The 17,204-nt window shown below is 43.8% G+C and carries 18 protein-coding genes; 10 read left to right on the forward strand and 8 right to left on the reverse strand.

Features of this window, described 5'->3' with window-relative positions; all coding sequences use genetic code 11:
• Nucleotides 1-62: 62 nt before the first annotated feature.
• Both rutB and rutA read right to left on the reverse strand, forming a co-directional pair.
• On the reverse strand, nucleotides 63-782 hold the full coding sequence (rutB, locus tag QO189_RS07650; protein ID WP_371532242.1) for a pyrimidine utilization protein B: 720 nt from the start codon (nucleotides 780-782) through the stop codon (nucleotides 63-65).
• Between the two features lie 14 nt (nucleotides 783-796).
• Nucleotides 797-1,900 carry a pyrimidine utilization protein A gene (gene rutA / locus QO189_RS07655; protein WP_371532243.1) on the reverse strand — a complete coding sequence of 368 codons (1,104 nt, stop codon included), beginning with the start codon at nucleotides 1,898-1,900 and terminating at the stop codon, nucleotides 797-799.
• 471 nt (nucleotides 1,901-2,371) lie between these two features.
• Between rutA and QO189_RS07660 the strand changes: the two genes are divergently transcribed.
• The gene (locus tag QO189_RS07660; RefSeq protein ID WP_371532244.1) at nucleotides 2,372-3,007 is read left to right on the forward strand and encodes a TetR family transcriptional regulator C-terminal domain-containing protein; all 636 of its coding nucleotides are present in this window, start codon (nucleotides 2,372-2,374) and stop codon (nucleotides 3,005-3,007) included.
• On the opposite strand, the gene QO189_RS07665 is transcribed toward QO189_RS07660, so the two are convergent.
• From QO189_RS07665 to QO189_RS07675, 3 genes are all read right to left on the reverse strand, one after another.
• Complete coding sequence (locus tag QO189_RS07665) at nucleotides 2,963-3,283, reverse strand: hypothetical protein (RefSeq protein ID WP_371532245.1); 321 nt, start codon at nucleotides 3,281-3,283, stop codon at nucleotides 2,963-2,965. The genes QO189_RS07660 and QO189_RS07665 overlap by 45 nt on opposite strands.
• 206 nt (nucleotides 3,284-3,489) lie before the next feature.
• Nucleotides 3,490-3,795, reverse strand: a complete 306-nt coding sequence (locus QO189_RS07670; RefSeq protein ID WP_371532246.1) for a hypothetical protein — start codon at nucleotides 3,793-3,795, stop codon at nucleotides 3,490-3,492.
• A 12-nt stretch (nucleotides 3,796-3,807) separates the two neighbouring features.
• Nucleotides 3,808-4,020: a DNA/RNA non-specific endonuclease gene (locus QO189_RS07675; protein ID WP_371532247.1), complete on the reverse strand. Its 213-nt coding sequence runs from the start codon at nucleotides 4,018-4,020 to the stop codon at nucleotides 3,808-3,810.
• Nucleotides 4,021-4,248: 228 nt separating this feature from the next.
• On the opposite strand from QO189_RS07675, the gene QO189_RS07680 reads away from it, so the two are divergent.
• The 9 genes from QO189_RS07680 to QO189_RS07720 all read left to right on the forward strand — a co-directional run bounded on the left by QO189_RS07680 (nucleotide 4,249) and on the right by QO189_RS07720 (nucleotide 14,394).
• Nucleotides 4,249-5,232 (forward strand): ABC transporter substrate-binding protein, encoded by a 984-nt coding sequence (locus tag QO189_RS07680; RefSeq protein WP_371532248.1) that lies wholly within the window; start codon nucleotides 4,249-4,251, stop codon nucleotides 5,230-5,232.
• On the forward strand, nucleotides 5,229-7,199 hold the full coding sequence (gene fhuB / locus QO189_RS07685; protein ID WP_371532249.1) for a Fe(3+)-hydroxamate ABC transporter permease FhuB: 1,971 nt from the start codon (nucleotides 5,229-5,231) through the stop codon (nucleotides 7,197-7,199). The genes QO189_RS07680 and fhuB overlap by 4 nt, the downstream gene beginning before the upstream one ends.
• Before the next feature lie 417 nt (nucleotides 7,200-7,616).
• A complete protein-coding gene (locus QO189_RS07690) occupies nucleotides 7,617-9,893 on the forward strand; it encodes a TonB-dependent siderophore receptor (protein ID WP_371532250.1) in 2,277 nt (758 codons plus the stop codon).
• 135 nt (nucleotides 9,894-10,028) lie between these two features.
• On the forward strand, nucleotides 10,029-10,103 hold the full coding sequence (gene pqqA / locus QO189_RS07695) for a pyrroloquinoline quinone precursor peptide PqqA (RefSeq protein ID WP_075107140.1): 75 nt from the start codon (nucleotides 10,029-10,031) through the stop codon (nucleotides 10,101-10,103).
• Nucleotides 10,104-10,182: 79 nt separating this feature from the next.
• Nucleotides 10,183-11,094 carry a pyrroloquinoline quinone biosynthesis protein PqqB gene (gene pqqB / locus QO189_RS07700; RefSeq protein ID WP_371532251.1) on the forward strand — a complete coding sequence of 304 codons (912 nt, stop codon included), beginning with the start codon at nucleotides 10,183-10,185 and terminating at the stop codon, nucleotides 11,092-11,094.
• Between the two features lie 42 nt (nucleotides 11,095-11,136).
• Nucleotides 11,137-11,895: a pyrroloquinoline-quinone synthase PqqC gene (gene pqqC / locus QO189_RS07705; protein ID WP_371532252.1), complete on the forward strand. Its 759-nt coding sequence runs from the start codon at nucleotides 11,137-11,139 to the stop codon at nucleotides 11,893-11,895.
• Nucleotides 11,892-12,188, forward strand: a complete 297-nt coding sequence (gene pqqD / locus QO189_RS07710) for a pyrroloquinoline quinone biosynthesis peptide chaperone PqqD (protein WP_371532253.1) — start codon at nucleotides 11,892-11,894, stop codon at nucleotides 12,186-12,188. Before pqqC ends, pqqD begins: the two co-directional genes overlap by 4 nt.
• Nucleotides 12,185-13,342: a pyrroloquinoline quinone biosynthesis protein PqqE gene (gene pqqE / locus QO189_RS07715; protein ID WP_371532254.1), complete on the forward strand. Its 1,158-nt coding sequence runs from the start codon at nucleotides 12,185-12,187 to the stop codon at nucleotides 13,340-13,342. The genes pqqD and pqqE overlap by 4 nt, the downstream gene beginning before the upstream one ends.
• A 2-nt stretch (nucleotides 13,343-13,344) precedes the next feature.
• Nucleotides 13,345-14,394: a dipeptidase gene (locus QO189_RS07720; RefSeq protein ID WP_371532255.1), complete on the forward strand. Its 1,050-nt coding sequence runs from the start codon at nucleotides 13,345-13,347 to the stop codon at nucleotides 14,392-14,394.
• Between the two features lie 96 nt (nucleotides 14,395-14,490).
• Here QO189_RS07720 and QO189_RS07725 read toward each other — a convergent pair whose 3' ends face one another.
• The 3 genes from QO189_RS07725 to QO189_RS07735 form a co-directional block, all read right to left on the reverse strand.
• On the reverse strand, nucleotides 14,491-14,847 hold the full coding sequence (locus QO189_RS07725) for a hypothetical protein (RefSeq protein ID WP_371532256.1): 357 nt from the start codon (nucleotides 14,845-14,847) through the stop codon (nucleotides 14,491-14,493).
• A 282-nt stretch (nucleotides 14,848-15,129) separates the two neighbouring features.
• Entirely contained in the window at nucleotides 15,130-16,179 is a 1,050-nt protein-coding gene (locus tag QO189_RS07730) for a zinc-binding alcohol dehydrogenase family protein (protein WP_371532329.1), read from the reverse strand.
• A gap of 105 nt (nucleotides 16,180-16,284) precedes the next feature.
• A complete protein-coding gene (locus QO189_RS07735) occupies nucleotides 16,285-17,139 on the reverse strand; it encodes an SDR family NAD(P)-dependent oxidoreductase (RefSeq protein ID WP_371532257.1) in 855 nt (284 codons plus the stop codon).
• Nucleotides 17,140-17,204 lie beyond the last annotated feature (65 nt).

The raw sequence follows: 17,204 nt of genomic DNA on the forward strand, positions 1-17,204 counted from the left end.
CTATTTAAGTTAAGTATGAAGCGCTTGGTTTAGGCTCCTAAAAAAGCCAGATATCGAAAAGATTAAGTATCCAAAAAGCACTGCTGCATGCTGGCAACATCAGACACCCAACCAAAAAAGGTTTTTACGTTATAGAGAGTGGCGTCATGAGCTTCTACTGGTCCTGCCTGATAACAAGCGTCATCTAATAAAACTCCAAAATACTCAAGAAAAAACCCATCTCGAAGCGTTGATTCAACACAGACGTTGGTCGCGATACCAGTGAACAATAGATTGCGTATGCCCCGTGACCGCAATACGCTATCGAAGTTGGTATTGGCAAAGCCGCTATATCGAGGTTTGTCTATGATGATGTCTTGAGGCGCAGGGCTAAGCTCGTCGACCAACTCATAATCCCAGCCCCCTTTTGCTAATAAAGTTCCCTCAAGTTCAGGGTTTTTACGCATGGTTTTTAAGGCGTTTGATTTGTGGTAATTGGGCGACCCACTACCACCAGCCTCTACATACTTATTGTCCCAGCCATTTCTAAAATAGATGACTTGTATGCCAGATTGATGTGCAATATCTACGGCTTGCTTGATTTTGTCGATGACAGGTTTGGTTGACGTCACATCAAACCCGGCTAAATCCAGATAACCACCTTGACTGGCATAAGCGTTTTGCATATCCACGACGATCAATGCAGTTTGGGATGGATCTAACTTGATAGGTTCAGGCAATGACTCTAAAACGGGAGAGGATTGTTTGGTAAAGTCTGCACAAATAGTATTAACCGAATTCATATCTGCTCCTTTTATTAGACTTCGCTCATGGCTTGGCTGGCCACTGGGGTATCAACATTGATACGGCTTTTCATCAAAGGTTGAATTTTGCTGCCAAAATCTTCTACGCCTTGCACGAAATCATCAAAGGTCAATAAGACGCCATCCGTACCTTGTACTTCAGCGATTTCGTCTAACATGCTGGCAACATTTTCAAAGGAACCGACCAGCGTACCCATATTGATATTGACTGGTGAAACGCTTGAGGCCATATGGCGAATGTTGGTATCTTTGCCTGAGGTTTTGTCCTTACCACCTTGCGACTGCAACCAATCAATGGCTTCAAAATCCGCGCCGTCATTGTATGATTGCCATTTTGCTTGCGCTTTTTCATCGGTCTCATCTGCAATGACCATAAAGAGTACATAGGTAGGAACATTGCGACCCGTCTGATCTGTATGTACTTTTAAGCGGTCATTAATACCAGCGTAGGCAGTTGGCGTGTTTAGCCCTTTACCAAAGACAAAGTTATAGTCAGCGTGTTTTGCAGAGAACGCCAAGCCTGTATCTGATTGACCCGCACAGATAATCTTCATATCCGCTTGTGGAATAGGCTTCACCTGACAATCATTCATCTGAAAGAACTCACCTTTCAAATCAGATTGGCCTGTCGCCCACAGATCTCTTAAAACTTGTACATATTCAGATAAGTAGTCATAGCGCTTACCAAAATAATCGTCGCCTGGCCACATGCCCATCTGTCCGTATTCTGCTTCTTGCCAGCCAGTCACGACATTCAATCCAAAACGCCCGTTTGAGATACTGTCTAGCGTCGACGCCATTCTCGCTACGATTGCGGGCGGCATGACTAACGTTGCTGACGTGGCATAGATTTTTATTTTGGACGTGACTGCTGCGAGTCCTGCCATCAAAGTAAAGCTTTCGAGGTTATAATCCCAAAACTCAGTCTCACCGCCGAAACCGCGCAGCTTGATCATTGAGAGCGCAAAATCAAAACCGTAATGCTCAGCACGTTGCACAATTTGCTTATTTAGCTCAAATGTTGGTTTGTACTGAGGCGCGTTTTTTGAGATTAACCAACCGTTGTTACCAATCGGACAAAAAATTCCTATTTCCATGAGGTCACCTATAGATTTTGAGAAGAGAAGAAGAAAGCTATAAAAGAAATGAAAATTCTTTTACGTTTTTATCAAAGCAAAACCCATGCCATATTTTTTTATTTATATTTATCAATAACTTATATAATTTTTACCCTAATTTTTTTAGACCATATGGTTTAAAAAAATGCATAACAATAGTGCGGACTGTTATAAAACGGTGCGGTTTGTTATAAAATAGTGCAGAAACACTTGAAAAAGGAATTTTGGTGGTAATCTGGACAGAATGAGTTAGATTAGTAGCAAAAAGGACGTTAGTGAGGGCTATCGCTGCGATTAGTGATCCATAGACTAATAGGGTGTTGATCGCTGCTGAGCGAGCGATATTGGTCAATAAATGGCGCTTGTAATTGATTGCTTTGGCCATTTTTAAATTGAATCAACCATCATCTAAAATTAGGTTTACACGACTTTATAATGAAGGACATGACAGTGAAAGACAGCGTGCTCAAAGAAGAGGCAGAAACGAGTTCAAAAGTACTAAAGAAAAAAGCACATATCATCAACGCGGCATTGATCGTCTTTTCACAAGAAGGATTGAATGGGGCACGAATGGAGAGAATTGCGGAAGAGGCTAATATTTCTAAATCGAATATATTTTATTACTTCGACAGTAAAGAGGTTCTGTATATTGCTGCTTTGGAAGCGGTGCTCAGTGAGTGGTTGTCCCCTTTGAGCAATATTAACGTCAACCAAGATCCAAGAAATGCGCTCAAAACTTATATCGAAGAAAAATACAAGATTTCAAAGAAATCACCTGCAGCATCGAGACTATATGCATTAGAGATTATGCAAGGAGCGCCCCACTTAATGGGGGTGCTGAAGGGGCCTTTAAGATATTTGGTGCGAGAAAAGGTGGCAGTGATTGACGGGTGGATTGCGGACAATAAGATTAAGTCCGTTTCTGCGATCCATTTAATTTTCCATATTTGGGCAGTCACTCAGCACTACTCTGACTTTTCTACGCAAACTGAAGCTATTTGTAATCATAGTTTAAGAAATAAGAAATTCGCTAATGATGCATTAAATACTAGCATTCAACTGCTTGTAGATAGTTTGATTATATAATTTGATATTGGTATCGATGTCTTGCATCTCTATACTGCCTTTGCTTACATAGTTATTGAGTCCTGTTTGTAACGCAGAGTCAGTCTTGGTAATTGCTCCGCCTATGAATATGGTTTTGCCGCCAGCGGTAAGATCAAAGCCATCATAGCCTGTGAAGATACCTGACTTTTCGCCGACTGCTTGATAGTCTGCATTTAAGTCAGTTTTACCACCATTGACCGAAAGACTAGAGCGTGCGCCACCGCCTACTATGTCGATATCAGCATTAAAGCCCATGTTCTTCTGTTTGCTGTCGTAGGTAGCGGTGTCTTAGTTTGAGATACTAAAAAAGCTACGATACATAACGCATCGTAGCTTTTGATTACTATTCAGAACTTTAGATCCTCACTTTAAAAAATTTTGATTAATCTCTTCTCCTGTGATGACATCATCTGTTTCTTCATAGTCTTCAGGTTTATCATAATCATATTCAATTTCAAATTTCAAATTTCAAATTTCCCATCAGGATAGAGGGTAAACGTTAATCCCCATATTCTGTCACCCGTAAGATTATAGATATATTCTTTTAGATACATTGCAGCATCGTGTTCTGATAGTAAAATACCATTTGACAATTCTCTATATTCTTCAACAACCTTTTCGCTAGAATAGATGGTTTTTTCAGAACGTGACATTTTGTTAAAAATCTTAGTATTTAACACTAGTTTGTCCCACATGTCGTCGCCAGCATGTTCTAAAAGTGCTTTCGCTAAGATATGGTATGCCTCATCTTCATTAGATATAATCATTTAAAGACTCCTTCACTGCTCACAAATATAAGGTGATTTTGCCTTTCCATCTACTTTAATATTAACGATGAGTTTGCTTGGTCTACTTGAACTAGAGTTAGCATAGTCTACATCCATCTTCATTGATACAGATTTACCTGCTTTTAATTGATCCCTTACTTCATTTTCCATTCCCTTCCAACTACCTCTATTCAAGGTTCTTGGCCATTCATACCAATCCTTCAAATAAAAATGAAAATCATTTGCATTTTTGAGTGATTTTTATTTAGAATGCTTCATTTACTTTAGACGGCTCAGTATGATGCACATGAACAATTTGGGCGTGACACAAGGTCAGCTTCGTCATATAGATAATGTCTCAAACACCATACAAAAACAGATTTTACATTCCATATTTTGGGTAAGCGCGACGATGCGTACTCACCCTGATGTTAGTCAACAAGTAGCCGTTATATGAAAGCAATGTCTCTCTCCATCCGTCTGTTTGGGACAGCATGCTTAGGCTTAGTGTTAAGTAGTTGTCACTCATCTGATGCCACCTCGTCCGCACCTGCCCTAGAGACGCAAAACACCTTAACGCAGCCTCTGTCGGTACAATCTCCTTCTAAGGTAATGACACCAGATTGGGGCATTGCTGCAACGTTAACTGCCATGGGCTACCCGCCAGTGGCAATAGGTGATAAGCCTTTTTATAAAGAATGGGTTGGCAAACCTATTATCCCTGCTACCACATACGACGTGGGTACCCGTTATCAGCCCAATCCCGAAATGTTCTCTCAGCTCGATCTAGATGTGGTGATAGACACCGGATTTTATGAGCATTTGCGTCCTATGTATGGCGACCTGCCCATTCACTCTATTGAGCTGAGCAGTCTAAATAGAGTTGCCAAATGGGAAGACTTTATAGAGCCCACGTTAGAATTGGGTCGCTCTATTCGTCAGCCTCAAGCGGCACAACACTATCTTGACCAGAGTAAAAATCAAATAACACAAGCAGGTCATACGTTTCATACGCGCTACCCTCATATCAAAAAACTGGCGGTAGTCCAATTTGCTGATACCAATAATTTACGTATGTTTTCATACAACAGCTTGTTTCAGCCGGCACTAAACGCCATGGGGTTAGAACTGGTGGCTTTCGCAGATGGCAACCAATGGGGCTTTGCACCCATTATGCTAGGGGATTTGGCACAGCTCGATGACGATACTTGCTTGGTGGTCGTAGAACCTATCGGTGATCTACTTAAGCTGGAGCTAGAATCCAGCTTGGTATGGCAACGCTTGGGATACTCGTTTGAAGATGATCCAAAATCTGTCGATAAAGGTCGCTGTCTAACCCTACTACCGGCCACTTGGAACAATAGTGGCGTGGCTTCTATGAATGTCTTGGCCGATCGATTAATGAATGCCACGCTTGTAGGCAATACCGACTTATGATGAAAAACAATGTTTTGTCTATTAACCGCCTTTATTTGATGGTTGCTTTTTTGATCGTGATGGCAGTAGTCAGCAGTTATGCTGTCATACATCAGTTATGGAATCTACCATTTATAGAGCTATTCACTCCGTCATTTGACTTGTCGCTTTCGGATATGAGTATCCAACTGCAAATCGTGCCGACCATGATCGTGGCATCAACTGCAGGTGGCCTTCTAGGCTTAGTTAGTGTCTTGCTGCAACAGTTGGTAAAAAACACGCTGGCGTCAGACACAACATTGGCGGTGGGCAGTGGCGCAAATATGTCACTGCTACTTGTGACATTATTTTTCCCTAGTTTCAATCTAGGAGGCAGCTTTTGGGTCGCCTTTATTGGGGCCATTAGCAGCATGGCAATTGTATTCATCCTTGCCGCACCAAGTCGCATGAATCCTCTGGTACTGGTATTGGGAGGCTTGGTCACTAATATCTTATTGGGTGCTATCGCCGCCTTATTGATGATTTATTATGCCGAAGAATCCTTAAATGTCATGGTATGGGCAGCTGGCAGCCTCACGCAAAACAATTGGCAAGTGTCTATTGTTTTAGCCATTGCTAGTGTGGTCGCCTTCATCAGCTTAATGCCCTTATTAAAGCCGCTAGAAATCATGAGCCTAGACGATAGGCAGGCAAAAATTTTGGGCATACCTATCAATCTTATTCGAGGACTGGTAGTGGGATTGGTGGCGATATTAACGGCCCTTGTCGTGAGCCGTGTAGGACCTATTGGTTTTATCGGACTGGGTGCCGCTACCCTCGTCAACGTATTTTCTGTCAGACATATCGGTTACCGTCTACTCTTGGGCTATGGATTTGGGGCACTTCTGCTGTGGGTGACCAGCAATGTCACCACGATACTACAGCATTACCTAAACTTAAACATTCCTGCTGATGCGATGACTGCCTTACTTGGTGCGCCATTGGTCATATGGCTAATCGTAACCCAAAGCCGGCCGCATAAAGATGAGATTAGCCCAACGCTTATTTCAGAACGCCGCGAACCGCATTTACTTCTCTGGAGTGTCGCCTTAGTTCTGCTAATTGTCGGCATACTTGTTTTCACTGCCACAGCAAATGGTTGGCGATTGAATGCCGTATGGAGTTTGATTGTTGATTTTAGACTGCCTCGTACCCTGAGCGCGGCGGCCACTGGCGTGATGCTAGCGACTGCGGGCGTACTGCTGCAAACCTTAACGCGCAACCCTATGGCCAGTCCTGAAGTGCTGGGCATCAGCTCAGGTTCTGCAATCGGCGTGATATTGGCCTTTGTGTTCTTGCCCAGTTTTGGTTACGCAGGCATTGTGCTGTCAGGATTATTGGGCGCAGCGATTGTGCTCAGCTTGATATTATGGCTGGCTCGTAGAATAAATCCTGCCTATTTGCTGTTGGTTGGCGTGGCAATTGCCGCCCTGATGGGTGGTTTGTTAAGTCTGGTCAAAATATCTGGAGATCAGCGCTTGCAAGCGGTTCTCAGTTGGTTATCGGGCTCCACTTATCTGGCCAGCCCTGAGACTGCATGGCTACTTGTGATATTCGCCCTATTGCTTTTTTTGTTGAGTTTTATGCTGATAAAACCACTAGAGATATTGAGCTTAGGCAGCGGGATAGCGCGTGAGCTTGGTGTCTCTTTGAGGCTGTTTCAAAGCTTGATATTAATCCTAGTGGCAGCGCTTAGTACCATATCCACATTGGCAGTCGGACCGCTTAGTTTTATTGGTTTAATGATTCCACATCTTGCCACGACGCTCGGCGCGGTTCAGCTCAAGTGCCAATTGCCACTGGCGGCTATTTTAGGTGCCGCATTAATGGTGCTGGCGGATTGGCTTGGGCGTTATATCATATTTCCTTACGAGATACCGGCTGGCACCATTGCCGCTATTATTGGTGGTGCGTACTTCTTATACCTGATGCGCCGTATCAAAGCGTGATTCACACCACTACTTATAATACTACTCTATAAAGAGGTGTCTATTTAACGTCATTCACGCTTCTATGAGTGTTGATGAGGCATTGGTTCATCATGGCTTTATCATACTATGCGTTGATATTGTTGCATGCTCATTCCTTTTTTCATCGAATAGGTCAGCTCGCGCCCTATTCATTCATGCAATTTTATCAAATACTCAAGCTCACCGATCAGACACGTAGGCAAATGTGTCAAAAATATCTCTATATTGTATTGCTAATAATTCTCATTATCATTATCATGTACGCAATTGATCGTGACATGTTAAGCCCATTAAACAGCCTGTCACTGACAAAACCGTATATTGATTACGCATTCAATGCTACATCAAGAGAATGTTAAGCCAACTAACCCAATACTTTTATCGAGATACCATCTGATGTTTATCATTACAAAAGGCACCAAGCGACATAAACCCAGCTCCTTGAGTTGGTTCATCAAACAAACGATGCATCTGTCAGCCATTGCTTCATTGGCAGTCAGCTCATCTATCATTCATGCTGAAACCACCGACCGATCCGCAACTGGTGATAGTATCGCCATCAATGATGCTGACAAAAAAGCCGAACCCAGTACCACGCTAGAGACTATCGTGGTCACGGCAGATATAGACGCACAGATTACTGAAAATACCGACCGCTATACTATTCCTACCGCCAGTAGCGCCACTGGACTGGCACTTTCTGCAAAAGAAACCCCGCAGGCCACCAGTGTAGTGACCAATCAGCAAATCAAAGATCAAAACTCAACCAATCTAACAGAGGTGCTTAAACGCGCGCCTGGTATTCAAGTGGGCAGTATCGATGGCGCGCGCAGTGGGTTCTCAGCGAGAGGATTTGGCATTACTGGCTTTCAAATCGATGGCTTGAATACAGATTTTGTTCAGCAAGCGGCGATGGGTGAATATTCAGCCAATACTGCTATGTTTGATCATGTTGAAATCGTACGTGGTGCGACAGGTTTGATGAGTGGCTCAGGCGACCCTTCTGCCAACGTCAATCTCATTCGCAAACGTGCCGACAGCACAGTGCCCGCCACTGAACTCTCTGCCAACGTTGATCGTTATGGCAATTATGGTGTGAGCATCGATCGTAGTCAGCCATTGACCAAAGATGGCGCGGTACGTGGCCGAGTCGTGGCAAGCTATCAAGATGGCGACACCTTTATCGATCGCCAAGAGCTGGGGCAAAACCTAATCTATGCCACAGTGGATGCTGATGTGAGTGACAACACTACCGTCAGTGTGGGCGCAAGCCGTCAGCACAATAAATCAAAATCGACCATGTGGGGCGGTTTGCCAAGTTATTTAAGTGATGGCTCAAAAGCCGAGTGGGACACCAGTAAAAACGGTAGTGCTGACTGGTCAAACTGGGACTCTGACAATGTTTACTACTTCGCTGACATCGATCATGATTTTAATGAAGACTGGAACCTAACCACCAATGCCAGTTATAACGAGAGCGATAGTAGCCCAAAACTCCTTTATATCTATGCCAATGGCAGTCAAGTTATTGATCCTAATGTGGGGCTGGTCTACAACTTAAACCCATTCCATGCCGATACTGAACGCAAGCAAATCAATGTAAAAACCGAGCTGACTGGTAATTTTGATGCACTAGGCAGAACGCATCAAGTCATCGTCGGTGGCTCTTACAATAAAAGCGATCTTGATACCTTTACCTATACAGCGCCGCCTGATGGACTTTTACCAATATCTGACTTCGATAACTGGGATGGCAGCTATGCTGAGCCAGCATGGGGCGCCAAAACCCAAAGCTCTGATGTCACGACTAAGGAAAAAGCCATCTTTGCCGCCACTCAGCTTAAGCTAACGGATCCCTTGTCAGTGATTTTAGGATCGCGTGTGTCTGAATATGAGCGCTCGGGTTTTCAGTATGGAACTAAAATGAATACTGAATCCGAGCATATTTGGGCGCCTTATGCGGGCATTACTTATGATATTAATAACAATCATAGTATCTATAGCAGCTATAGTACTATTTTTAAACCTCAGTCAGAGCGCGATATCAATGGTACTTATCTCGATCCTGTCGAAGGAAAAAACTACGAGATTGGTCTAAAAAGTGAGTCAGATAATGGCGCACTACAAAGCCAAGTCAGCATTTTTAGAATCGAGCAAAATGATCTTGCTCAAGATAGTGGTCAAATAATACCAGGTGCCGGTCTTGAGAGAGCCTACTTTGGTGTAGATGCTGTAAGTCAAGGCGTTGAAGTCGAAGTTACTGGTCAGCTTAGCGACAAGCTAAAGGCCGCTATTGGCTACACGCATTTTAATGCTGAGGGTCGAGATGGTAAACCCGTTAACACAGGCTACGCCGACACCACGCTGAATTTGTTTGCCACCTATGATATGAACGATATCGTTCCTAATTTGACAGTTGGTGGCGGTATCGATTGGTCAAACGGCTACTATGGTGTGGTCACCAACCCTGTGACTGGTCAATCTGAAAAATATGGTCAAGACAACGTGACACTAGCAAGTATCATGGCCAAATATGCCATCAATGACAACCTAGAAGCACAGCTTAACGTCAACAATTTATTCAACCAAAAGTATCTTGCTGGCGAAAACTTCTTTGGATTAACGTATGGCGAGCCTTTAAACGTAGTCGGTAGAGTGACTTATCGCTTTTAGTCTAAATATTAGGGCGTGTTGAGCTTGAAAGTTAACATCTAACAAATTGACATTCAGGGTCGGCTTATAATACCATTGATAATTACTTTCATTCATCTCAACGATGATCCTATAATAACTTTTTGGAGTAATCCTATGCAGTGGACTAAACCCGCTTTTCAAGACATTCGTATCGGTTTCGAAATCACTATGTATTTTGAAGCACGCTAAAAACTCATAGACCTGAATACATTAAAAGCCCTAGATGATTAGGGCTTTTACTTTTTTTGACATTTGGAAATATTGATCTATGTATATTCACGTTTTAGGCTCAGCAGCGGGCGGCGGTTTTCCGCAGTGGAACTGTAACTGCGAAAACTGCCACGGCGTACGCCAAGGCACCATTAAAGCAAAGACCCGTACCCAGTCTTCGATCGCCATATCAGAAAATGGCGTTGACTGGATTTTGTTTAACGCTTCACCAGACATTCGCCAGCAGCTATTTGACTTTAAAGCCGCGCAGCCAGCCCGTCATCTAAGAGACACAGGCATCACCGATGTGGTATTGATGGACAGTCAGCTTGACCACACCACAGGCCTATTGACCTTACGTGAAGGCTGCCCCATCTCTGTTTGGTGTACCGACATGGTGCATGACGACCTCAGCACAGGATTTCCACTGTTTAATATGTTACAGCACTGGAACGGCGGTCTACAATATAATCAAATCGACCCAAAACAAAGCTTTCAAATTGACGGTTACAGCAATTTAGAGCTAACGCCTTTAGTCATCAGAAGCTCAGCGCCGCCGTATTCGCCGCACCGTAACGACCCTCATGATGGCGACAATATTGCGCTGATTGTGAAAGATTTAAAAACACAAAAGCAGCTGTTCTATGCGCCAGGCTTGGGCAAAATTGACGATGAAGTCATGCAAATTATGAAAGCGTCTGATTGCGTGATGATTGACGGCACGCTATGGACAGACAACGAGATGCAAGAACGCGGCGTTGGCACTAAAACGGGCCAAGACATGGGGCATTTGCATATCAGTGGTGACGATGGCTCGCTGCATTATTTAGATCAGCTCGATAACGCTCGTAAGGTGCTCATTCATATCAATAATACCAACCCGATATTGAACGAGCAATCTGAACAAGCGGCGACACTAAAACAGCACGGTGTTGAAGTGGCCTTTGATGGTATGCAGATAGAGCTTTAAGACAAACGGTAAGATAAAGACAGCAATCGCAAGGTAAAAATAATGCAAGAACAAACCGTAGCACTCACCCCAGAAGCGTTTGAACAAGCGATTATGGCTAAAGGTCAGTATTATCATATCCACCATCCGTTTCACGTCATGATGCACGAAGGACGCGCGACGCAGCAGCAAATCCAAGCGTGGGTCGCCAACCGATTCTACTATCAAATCAATATCCCGCTAAAAGACGCAGCAATCATGGCAAACTGTCCTGATCAGCGCGTGCGTCAAGAGTGGATTCAGCGCATGATCGATCAAGACGGCGTTTATCCTGATGGCGGCGGGCGCGAAGCGTGGCTTGGTCTGGCGGAAGCAGTTGGCTTGACGCGTGAGCAAGTGATTTCGGAAGAATTGGTCTTACCGGGTGTGCGTTTTGCTGTTGATGCTTATGTGAACTTTGCCCGCCGTACCTCATGGCGTGAGGCGGCGAGCAGCTCATTGACCGAGCTGTTTGCGCCGCAGATTCACCAATCGCGCTTAGAGTCTTGGCCCAAGCACTACCCTTGGATCAAAGAAGAAGGCTATACCTATTTCCGCTCGCGCTTGAGTCAAGCTCGCCGCGATGTTGAGCATGGTCTGACCATCACTCTTGACTCATTCAAGACGGCTCAAGAGCAAGAACGCATGCTTGAGATATTACAATTTAAACTCGATATTTTGTGGACGATTTTGGATGCCTTGAGCCTTGCCTATGTGCATGACCAAGCGCCTTACCAAAGTGTCACCACAGATCATGTCTGGCATAAAGGATTGTTCAAATGAGTATCCCTACTAGTTTACCTGAACTGGATCAATCGCTGGTTCCCACATGGCGTCATGGCTATCGCTTTCAGTTTGAGCCGGCGCAAGACGCTTATGTCTTGCTCTATCCTGAAGGGATGATCACACTCAATGATAGCGCCAGTATCATTGGACAACATATTGATGGCACCGTATCGGTTGCTGATATTATCCAAAAGGTCAAAGCGATGTTTGGCGATGTCCCTGAAATCGAGCAAGACATCATTGAATATATGCTGGTTGCCCAGCGTGAACATTGGATTGATTTAGTATGACTGCGCCCGTCGGACTGCCGCTATGGTTACTCGCTGAGTTAACCTATCGCTGCCCCTTACAATGCCCGTACTGCTCCAACCCGATTGATTATGCTCAGTATAAAGAAGAGCTGACGACAAAGGAGTGGTTTGATGTGTTTGATCAAGCGCGGCAAATGGGCGCGGTGCAGTTGGGCTTTTCTGGTGGTGAGCCGCTGGTGCGTCAAGACCTAGAAGAACTGGTCGCTTATGCGCACCAGCAAGGTTTTTATACTAATCTCATCACCTCAGGTATGGGACTGACTGAAGCACGCATTGCCAGTTTAAAAGACGCAGGATTGCAGCATATTCAGATCAGTTTCCAAGCCAGTGACCCGACAGTAAATAACCTCTTAGCAGGTTCCAAACATGCTTTTGAGCAAAAGTATGAGATGTCACGTCTGGTCAAGCAGTACGATTATCCAATGGTACTTAACTTTGTGATTCATCGGCAAAACATCGATCAGATTGACCAGATTATTGAGCTATGTTTAGAGTTAGAGGCTGATACGGTTGAATTGGCTATTTGCCAGTTTTATGGTTGGGCATTTGAAAACATCGAAGGCCTACTACCCACCAAAGAACAAGTGGTCAGAGCCGAACGCATTACCAACGAATATCGCCAAAAAATCGAAGCACGTGGTATCAAATGCAAACTCATTTTTGTGGTACCTGATTACTACGAAGAGCGACCAAAAGCCTGTATGGATGGCTGGGGTAAGATTTTCTTGACCGTCGCGCCTGACGGCACTGCCCTACCGTGTCATGCTGCCAGACAGCTGCCACTAGAATTTCCCAATGTTAGGCAGACGCCATTAAAAGAAATCTGGTATGACTCAGACAGCTTCAATCACTTTCGCGGTGATGAGTGGATGCCTGATATGTGCCAAAGCTGCCCTGATAAAGAGCACGATTATGGCGGCTGCCGTTGCCAAGCGTTTATGCTAACCGGCGATGCAAAAAACGCCGATCCTGTATGCGGCAAATCGCCTTATCACTACCTGATTGAGGAAGCGCGTGTTAATAGCGAAATGCCAACTCCGTTTGAAGAGCTGCGCTTTAGGAACCCTAAAAATTCTAAACTATTAAGTATGAGTCAAGAGCAACTGATTCCCACGCGTACGGTCACGGATTAATGATGAATAACCAGCCCATAATTTTTGATGGTCATAACGATCTATTAACTCGCCTATGGCTAAGCTCGGCTGACGATCCCGTACATGATTTTATTTATGGCACACTGCCAGGGCATTTGGATCTAGCTCGCTGCCGACAAGTAGGTTGGATGGGCGGCTTATTTTCTATATTTTTGCCACCCTACGCTTATGTAAAAAACAACCATCCTGATAAATTAGCGAATCCGTCAAACTCAGACTTCACTCCGCAAGAAATCGTTGATACTTGCTGCGCGCAATTAGAATTTGCCCAGCAATTGCAAGCGCGATCCGATGGTCAGATTCAGATCTGTACGTCTGTTGCACAAATAAAAGCCTGTCAGCAGAACCAGCAACTGGCCATTGTTCTGCATCTTGAAGGCGCTGAATTTTTAGCCATTGAGCCTGAGTTGCTGGATGTGTTTTATGACGCAGGGCTTAGAAGTATTGGCCCACTCTGGAATAGAAAAAGTCTGTTCGGTGATGGCTTAAATGCCTCTTTTCCGCACTCTCCAAATACAGGCTCTGGTCTGACTCACGAAGGCAAAGGTCTTATCTTGGCGTGTCGTGACAAGCATATGCTCATCGATGTGTCGCATATGAATGAGCGCGCGTTTTGGGATACGTTAGAGATTGCAGATCAGCCGATTGTCGCAACCCACTCTAATGCACACGCCTTATGTCCGCAAGCAAGAAACCTAACCGATCGACAGTTGGCTGCCATTAAACAAAATGGTGGTCTAGTTGGGGTGAACTTCGATGTGGCCTTTTTGCGTGCGGATGGGCAGCAAGATACGCAGACCTCCCTTGATGTGATTGTCGATCATCTTGCTTATCTGATTGACCATCTAGGCGAAGATCACGTTGGTTTTGGCTCTGATTTTGATGGTTGCCTATTGCCTGATGAATTGTCTGATATTAGTCAAATCGCCAAGCTGATTGAGCGGATGCAACAACGCCACTTCTCTGATGCGCTGATTGAAAAAATCACGTCAAAAAATTGGTTTGGGGTGCTGGGTGAGATATGGCAGTGATGGTTCGTATATTCTTCTATAAGTTATATAATGAAAGGCCTAGTGAAGACATAAACACTTATTGTGCAGACTCATTCAAATAATTACCTTTTATAGCTAAATTAATAGGCTATAAAGTATTCCAGCAATGAATAGGAGAAATGAAATCTTATCACCCCATATTATTAATCTATGCCAAATATTATTTCTATTAAAATTAGAAATATACTGATAATGACTAATAAAATCATCGTCACTTATAGCGTATTTTTTTCGTGAAAATACCTTTTGATTAAGATTTACAGGTATGACAACTTGTTTTAGCACTGATAAGCATAACGCTAGCCCTGTTAAAATAGATGGTATATCTTTTGCCACAAGAGAGTCTATTAGCCAATAAAAACTAATAATTAGAATAAAAATAAACGTTTTTCGATAACTGCCCTTTTGGTAGCTCGATACTGCTTTACGCATTCAAATTCCTATTGATTGATATAACTTGACTCTCTTTTAAAAATATCTATCTATTGCATGTTACGAATCAATATTTATTGGCAAACTACTAATCAAGTAAGAGAGCCAAAATATCAGCACGCAATAAAGAACATATGTTTAAAAAATATGAATATTAATGCTAATGAGAATTATTATCAATAAATATATTAATACTCAAACCCAAAAAAACCACCCTAGCAATGCAAGCAAGAGTGGCTTTCTATTTTGATTTTAAGATTATACTTTCTAGAACTATAAGCCCTACGCAGGCCAACCTTCTAATACAATCTTGCCATGTGCTTGCTGGTTTTCTAGCATTTGGTGCGCACTGCGTACATGCTCAGCCGTGATAGTGCCAAGATGATAGGCAACGGTGGTTTTGATCTCGCCTGCATCAATCATATTGGCAACGTCCGTCAATAAACGATGCTGTTCAATCATATCTGGCGTATGGAACATAGATCGCGTGAACATAAATTCCCAATGTAGGCTTAGGCATTTAGTTTTAAGCAGCTTGGCGTCTAATGACTCAGGATCATCAATGAGCCCCAATTTACCTTGTGGCTTTAAGCATTTGATGATTTCTTCATAATGCTCTTCGGTGTTATTGAGACTGATGGCGTAATCTACCTCAGTGATACCTGTCTTCTGTAGCTCATCAAACAATGGGTTACGATGATTAATCACATGATCTGCGCCTAGATCCTTTAACCACTGTACGCTCTCATCTCTTGACGCGGTGCCAATAATCGTCGCAGACGTTCGTGTTTTCAATAGCTGCGTTAAGATAGAACCAACCCCGCCTGCCGCGCCAATAACTAATACCGAGACATCGTTATCACGCTCATCACCACCATTTTTATCTGCCGCGCTATTAGTAACAGGTACTTGCAAACGCTCAAACAACATCTCCCAAGCCGTGATCGTGGTGAGTGGCAGTGCCACCGCTTCAGCAAATGATAGCGATGCTGGCATACGCCCAACAATACGCTCATCAACCAGCTGATACTCAGCGTTACTGCCTGAACGGGTTAGATCCCCTGCGTAATAGACCTTATCCCCGACTGAGAACAGGCTGACTTCGTCGCCGACAGCCGTCACGATGCCCGCTGCATCCCAACCAATCACTGCATACTCACCTTCTAGTGCAGGACGCGATTGACGGATCTTATAATCCACTGGATTTACGGATATGGCTTTGACCTCTACCAGAATATCGTGACCTGTCGCAGTTGGCTTATCAAGGGTAATATCTTGTAGTGCTTGTTCATTATCAATGGCTAGGTTATCTTGATAGCCAATGGCTTTTATTGTCTGATTTTGCATTGTTTTTATTCCTAATAATGAATAGATTGAGCAGAGCTCTCATGTGAGCAGTACCGAAATACATAGCGCTTAACAGGAGTTAATATACTTTTAATACAACGACTGTAACACCTGCTGTGTTTGGCGTTCTAGCTCTGCAATGGCTTCTTTGTCTAACGCATCGGCATGCGGTTGACCAAATTCGCCCCTAGCATCACCATGTGCACCATCTTTGATATCGTTATCAAAGTATTTAGCCGTGTCGTCCGCGAACTCATCCGAGACAGCCAATGCTGTTAGGATATTTGCGCCTTTGTCTGCTGATGACCAGTGATGACCATACGCTTCGTCAACCATCTTGGTGTTCAATAATGATCCTGGATTGACAGCGATCACGTTAATATCATGGCTAGCAACTGTATCAGCTAAACCCATGCTCCACATTGTTAGTGCCAGCTTACTTTGCGCATAGGCAGCTTTGTCATCGAGACGCTCTTGCCCTACAAATGCCTTATATGATATTGGTGCTTGAGCAGCCGAGCTCAGATTCACAATACGTGCTTTACTAGATTGCTTGAGTAACGGTAATAGCGCATTGGTCAACTCGTAAGGTGCTAGGTAATTGACCACAAAACGTACATCTAGACCCTCTTTGGTCATCGCTGATGCCGTGGTATAAATGCCTGCGTTGTTTATGAGGACGTCAAGCCTTGGTAGCTTTTCATTGACATCTGCGGCCATCTTGAGCACATCTGTTAAGTCAGAAAAATCAGCGACAAACCCATCAATTTGATCTACGGCATCGCCTGTTGCCACGGCTTGAACTTCTGAGATGACGCTGGCCAGTTTTTCAGCATCGCGGCCATGCAGGTACACCTGATGACCCGCTTCTGTTAACTTTAAAGCCGCCAACTTACCAATACCATCCGTGCTACCCGTGATTAAAATTGTTTTAGTTTTACTCATGATTGCAACCATCCTTATTATTTGATTATTTAACTTATGGTTATATTATTAGGTACACGCTACAT

This window comes from Psychrobacter sp. Arc29, assembly GCF_041431175.1.
Taxonomy (GTDB): Bacteria; Pseudomonadota; Gammaproteobacteria; order Pseudomonadales; family Moraxellaceae; genus Psychrobacter.

Bases quoted from the DNA above. Each gene is read 5' to 3' on its own strand.
- QO189_RS07735 (WP_371532257.1), bottom strand. From the start codon at position 17,139: ATGAGTAAAACTAAAACAATTTTAATCACGGGTAGCACGGATGGTATT.
- pqqD (WP_371532253.1), top strand. From the start codon at position 11,892: ATGAGTATCCCTACTAGTTTACCTGAACTGGATCAATCGCTGGTTCCC.
- QO189_RS07670 (WP_371532246.1), bottom strand. From the start codon at position 3,795: ATGATTATATCTAATGAAGATGAGGCATACCATATCTTAGCGAAAGCA.
- fhuB (WP_371532249.1), top strand. From the start codon at position 5,229: ATGATGAAAAACAATGTTTTGTCTATTAACCGCCTTTATTTGATGGTT.
- QO189_RS07690 (WP_371532250.1), top strand. From the start codon at position 7,617: ATGTTTATCATTACAAAAGGCACCAAGCGACATAAACCCAGCTCCTTG.
- pqqB (WP_371532251.1), top strand. From the start codon at position 10,183: ATGTATATTCACGTTTTAGGCTCAGCAGCGGGCGGCGGTTTTCCGCAG.
- pqqC (WP_371532252.1), top strand. From the start codon at position 11,137: ATGCAAGAACAAACCGTAGCACTCACCCCAGAAGCGTTTGAACAAGCG.
- rutA (WP_371532243.1), bottom strand. From the start codon at position 1,900: ATGGAAATAGGAATTTTTTGTCCGATTGGTAACAACGGTTGGTTAATC.
- QO189_RS07680 (WP_371532248.1), top strand. From the start codon at position 4,249: ATGAAAGCAATGTCTCTCTCCATCCGTCTGTTTGGGACAGCATGCTTA.
- QO189_RS07720 (WP_371532255.1), top strand. From the start codon at position 13,345: ATGAATAACCAGCCCATAATTTTTGATGGTCATAACGATCTATTAACT.
- pqqE (WP_371532254.1), top strand. From the start codon at position 12,185: ATGACTGCGCCCGTCGGACTGCCGCTATGGTTACTCGCTGAGTTAACC.
- QO189_RS07725 (WP_371532256.1), bottom strand. From the start codon at position 14,847: ATGCGTAAAGCAGTATCGAGCTACCAAAAGGGCAGTTATCGAAAAACG.
- QO189_RS07665 (WP_371532245.1), bottom strand. From the start codon at position 3,283: ATGGGCTTTAATGCTGATATCGACATAGTAGGCGGTGGCGCACGCTCT.
- rutB (WP_371532242.1), bottom strand. From the start codon at position 782: ATGAATTCGGTTAATACTATTTGTGCAGACTTTACCAAACAATCCTCT.